Consider the following 4,711-nt stretch of genomic DNA (forward strand, 5'->3'; position numbering starts at 1 on the left):
ACTTTCCTTACGTCTATCAAGGCGGCCCTAGACGGGCCGCACGCGCCGCCGCCTGGGCGCGCGCCGGCCGCTGCCGCTGTCGCTCTGCGGCCGACACGCCTGATGCCCGGCGGCTGGCGCGGAAAGCGGGAAGCCCGGGGGCCGCCGCAGAACGACAGGAGCGTTGACGGGTCAGGGGTGGGCCGGCAGCCGGCCGGGCCGCGCGGCCACGAGCCCGCGCGGCGTAGGGGAGCGGACGCCGGCCGCGTCGGCGAGCTGGCGGCGGTCGCGGGGTTGCGGTTACTGCGCCTCCGGCGGGGGCGCTCCGGCTCCAGGATGGCGGGGGCTCCGTCGGCGGGTCGCGGTCCGTGGGTGGTTGCGGTGGGAGCCATCCCGCCTGCCATCGACCCGGGCGAGCCGAGCAGACCACCGCCCGACCCGCCAGCGTCCGTACGGGCGTCAAGGCCGTCTTGACGTGGCGGGCCGGTCGGCGGCCCGCTCCCCAGAAGGGCGGGTCGACGGCAGACGGGATGGCGGCTGGTCCCGTTTCTGATTGCCTGGCAGAAGCGCCAGGAAATCCTCCGTCAGATCTACGAGTTCCATCATCTGCTGTGGGGTTGGAGGATCCCCATGAACAGCTCGGTTTGCAAGCGTCAGAACCTGCGCGCCCACGACGAATGCAGCTCCGCTGAGCCCGCCAACCTCCCGCGCTTCGAGTAAGAGCTGCTTCAAGGTGATGGCACGCCCGGCGTACTCGGGCGGCAGCAAGGCGGTCAACGCCTCCTCTAGCGCCATCCGAACAAGAGACGCCGAGACGGCCGGCGAGTAAGTCACATCCCGAGCTATCTGGAGGGAGTGCCGTATCTTGAACTCAGTAGGAGTACCTGCCTCAGCAGCAGTTGAAGCCTCAGCAACGGTTGCAGCCTCGATCGAGACCCTGGCCTCCTCTGCCACGGCCTCCCACTCCGCCTCAAGCGGCCCAGCCTTGAAACGCCGCAGGCCGGCACCCAGGAGGGCAGAGATCCGGCGACGGTAGACCAGCAGGGCAGCCAATGCCACCGTGGGCCAAGCCAGAGCTTGGACCAGGGCGACAGCAAACTGACGCCAGTTCATGGCGTCTCGACGCCTTGCCGGGTTGTCGGGACAGCTTGTCTGCCTTCGGCCATACCTTGTCGAGCCTGCTTGCGAAGTCCCAATAGCTCGTCCTCAAACTGGAGTGGCGGCCGCCCGATCGCCGTAAGGGGTCTGACAGCTTTCCGGCCGGCTGGAGTCAAGACCAGGAGCTGTTCCGAGCCTCGTAGGCTGACGTCCTTGGCAACGGCTATTAGGTTCAGACGTTCTAGCTCGTCTGCTGCCTGTCCAATATCTCGCCGATGGAAGCCCTCATACCTGCCGTTAATGATGCTGCTCATCGCATCACGACCGAACTTGAGCAGGGTCGCAAGTGCTAGCGGGGAGAGGCCTAGTAGAATATGAAGGGTTTCGTCTAGCTGGCTCGGCCTGGGGTATGTCTCAAGGTAGTTGAGACGGGCTCGCTGCTCGCTGCTCAGCCGATCCATCCTGGACGACCGTGTCGGCGAGTGTATCTCCTCATTTAACGCTTGGCGGAGATCGCGTTCGAGCCGGCTTCGCAGCTCATCGAGGTTGACGGCCCCCGTGGTCGCAGTCTCGTTTACGGCTCGCTCGGTGGTGAGCAGGAGCCTTTCGAGAATCTTGTCATACTGATTCGCTAGCAGCTGGTTTGTGCTCTTGGCGCTTTCCCGTAACTCGGTAAGGAGGGATCGGGTGTCGGAGTTGATTGCTTCACTTTGAAGCATTTGCTGTCCCGATGTCCAGGACTGAACAACAAAGATAATGATCTGAATTACAAACGCGAGAATGGCCAGGGCGAGAGCGATGGTCGACAGCGTGTCGACATCCTTGACGGGAACGACGATTGCAAGAGTGCCTGTAGAGCCGGCGGCGAGGAGCATGCATACAAATGCGACCATGCGCCATGAAACGGTTATGGAACCGCTCTTTTTGGCGTCAATGTGCATGACCTGTGACGTGTCACCGAAGTTCACTTGCAGTGGCATGCGAGAAGGATATGAGAAGTTGCAGGCTGCTTGTGTCAACCAGCCGACGAGGATCCTCCCCGCCCTCCGCCTGGCTGGCCATGCTCTGGACACAAGACACCGTCAACCGTCGTCAACCAGCGACCAACGCTGGCAGCCCGAGACGCCACGTGAGCAGGTCACTGGCCGGGTTCCGCTACTGGCGGGACAGCGGATCTAAGTTCCGCTTCAACGTCTGGCACCCGGGCTGGGTGACCAACTGGGTGACGACCGGGGCGGCCGACGCCGGACGCCCACGGACCATGGTGGACTCTTCCGGCAGCTCACTCCGGCTAGTCGCCCAGCGCATCGATGGCTGATCATTTCTTTCGGGACAAGGAGTCAAGCTCCGCTGGCGGGACGGCGGCCGGCGGAGCTTGACATCCATAGGCGCATCGGGATGGCAGCTTTGGCTTGGCGAGGTTTGGTAGTGTCGAGAATGTGGCGAGCATCGATTACGGAAGTCTGCCGGCCTGGGTTTCAGCAATTGGAACTACGGGTGCGTTGCTCATCAATTCATTCTTGCTTAGAAAGGCCTTGATTGAGAGATCTGAAGCGCTGGCCGAGAAGCGTCGCGAGCAGGCCGCCAAGGTGACAGCATGGATGGATGGCCCAAAGCGGGCGATAAATGTTCGAAACAGCTCCGACGCGGTTGTTGACCAATTCTTTATTCTTCTTTGGTGTCGCAAGCAGGGGAGCGAATACGGGAAGCTGACTGACGCCGAGTTGTCGGTGGGTGAGCTTCCGCCCGGGGAGACTCGGGAAATGGGTATACCATGGCAAGAACCGATTCAGTGGGCGTTGACGGGAATCCAGTTCCGCGACTCAGCTGGGCGCTACTGGATTAGAATGGTATCTACGGGACTGAAGGAGATATCACCCGTGAAGAAATGGAACAAGAAGGGAATTGTAACGACTGTGGTTGGCGGCAAATTGCAAACCGATAAGCGCAAGTACATCGATCCTTCACTGTTGGAAGATGCCTAGGTCGGTTGTGTCATCCAGGGGTGGTCATGGATCAACAGACGTGGGCCGCGTGGGCGGCAGCGGGTGTGGCGGGTGTGAGTGCGTTGATCGTGCTCGGACAGTGGCGTGTCCAACGGCGCCAGGGGCAGCTCCAAGAGGTAGAAGCGCACCGACAGCAGGCTGATGCATGGGCTGATCTGAATGAAAGCTGGCAGATGGCTTTGCTCCCGGCTATCGGCACGGACGCAGTATGGCGGTTCGGCGTACGGGAGGCGAAGGCAGCCGCTTTCATCCAAGCAGTTGAGCGATACAGGCTGTCACGTATCAAAGAGCTTCCCTTTCTCACAGCTAGCGAAGGATCTGGCGACGATTGGGAGGAGGTGGCCCGAGAGCAGCGCAGCGCATCGGAGGGCTTGGCCCCGTATCGGGCAGCTGTCCAGCGGGTAATGACGCACCTAGCCCAGACTTCCAGCCTTGTCCTACGCAAACGTCTCTCGCTCGACGCGGCATACGAAGCGTTCGGCCTAGAGTTGGTTCGAGTCGGCGACGATTTGCTTGGACTTCTCCGCTCTAGATACGGCTATGGTTCTGGTTGTCCCGCTCCAGCTGGGATGGAATGGGAGTCGTGGAAACACCTTCAGGCGGAGGAGGTAGCTCGACGCATCGGTTGGGGGGAGTTTCTGGACGTCGCGCGCGGCACGTCGGAAAGGATTGCGCTGTTCGTAAGCTTGCTGATGGTGCACGCCATCGAGGTAGGAGACCTGGACGCCGCATTTCGGGGTCCCGGCGGGCCCGTGCCTGGAGAGAGTCTGGGCGACCAAAATCGCCTAGCAGTTGCTTGGCGGGCAGCTAGCCGCTACGGCTTGCTGCGTGCGTTTCGACTGACCTGGCGCTTGGCCTCCGCAAGTCGCCGTGTTAAGCGCCAGCCTCACTGGCGCTACCTCGGGTGGCTTAAACGGCTCCAAGAGCGACTTCAGTGGAAACAGTGGCCGCCGGAGCGCATGTTCCTAGTTAAAGTACCCGGCTCACTCCGCTGGCCGCTCGACATGGCTCTCGTGCCTCTCGATGTTGTTGGAGCAGCGTGGCGGTCGCGCAAGGTAGATGATGTACGGCAGATGGATATGCCCCCGATCCAACAAGCCGACCTTGCCGGCGAGGATGAATCAAACATGGCTATGGGTTGAGGCGCGTGGGCCACTGGCGTGCCGTGCCCCACCGGGTTCAAATCCCGTTCGGTCCGCTCAGGGTCTCCCCGCACCGCTGGGTGACTATTTGAGTGACGATCGGGACGGACACCGGCGGACTGTCGTGGACGCTGGGGGATCGTTGTGGCAGCTCAACGGTTTGGGCGCCGCAGGTCAACGTCTAGTGTCGGCGCTCACGTAATTCCCCACCTGTAGCGGTCTGACGCTCACGTAATTCCCCACCCGGTCGCTCACGTAATTCCCAACTTGTGCGGACATGAGCGCCGGGTGGGTGGTCCTCGCGGTCAGGAAGAGTCCTCCCTCGTCTGGGTGACGGGTGAGGGAGCCGATGGCGAGGAGAACGTTCGACGTGGTCGATGTGACCGAGATCTTCATCCACTGGTATGCGGGCCGTTCGATCAGCGAGGTGTCCGTGTCGCTGGGGGTGGACCGCAAGACGATCCGTAAGTACCTGGCTCCGGCGGT

Annotated in this window: 4 protein-coding genes; 2 read left to right on the forward strand and 2 right to left on the reverse strand. The window is 62.0% G+C overall.

Going from position 1 to position 4,711, the window contains the following annotated elements:
* Positions 1–438: 438 nt before the first annotated feature.
* The gene (locus ABZ671_RS24470) at positions 439–1,032 is read right to left on the reverse strand and encodes a hypothetical protein (RefSeq protein WP_357862167.1); all 594 of its coding nucleotides are present in this window, start codon (positions 1,030–1,032) and stop codon (positions 439–441) included.
* 56 nt (positions 1,033–1,088) lie between these two features.
* Positions 1,089–2,057 carry a hypothetical protein gene (locus ABZ671_RS24475; RefSeq protein WP_357862169.1) on the reverse strand — a complete coding sequence of 323 codons (969 nt, stop codon included), beginning with the start codon at positions 2,055–2,057 and terminating at the stop codon, positions 1,089–1,091.
* A gap of 149 nt (positions 2,058–2,206) precedes the next feature.
* On the opposite strand from ABZ671_RS24475, the gene ABZ671_RS24480 reads away from it, so the two are divergent.
* Together ABZ671_RS24480 and ABZ671_RS24485 are read left to right on the forward strand one after the other, a co-directional pair.
* The gene (locus ABZ671_RS24480) at positions 2,207–2,395 is read left to right on the forward strand and encodes a hypothetical protein (protein ID WP_357862171.1); all 189 of its coding nucleotides are present in this window, start codon (positions 2,207–2,209) and stop codon (positions 2,393–2,395) included.
* 121 nt (positions 2,396–2,516) lie between these two features.
* Complete coding sequence (locus ABZ671_RS24485) at positions 2,517–3,062, forward strand: hypothetical protein (RefSeq protein WP_357862174.1); 546 nt, start codon at positions 2,517–2,519, stop codon at positions 3,060–3,062.
* Positions 3,063–4,711: the final 1,649 nt, after the last annotated feature.

The organism is Micromonospora sp. NPDC006766 (assembly GCF_040636055.1).
Taxonomy (GTDB): Bacteria; Actinomycetota; Actinomycetes; order Mycobacteriales; family Micromonosporaceae; genus Micromonospora.

Coding starts and splice junctions, on each gene's coding strand:
- ABZ671_RS24475 (WP_357862169.1), bottom strand. CDS start 2,057: ATGCCACTGCAAGTGAACTTCGGTGACACGTCACAGGTCATGCACATT.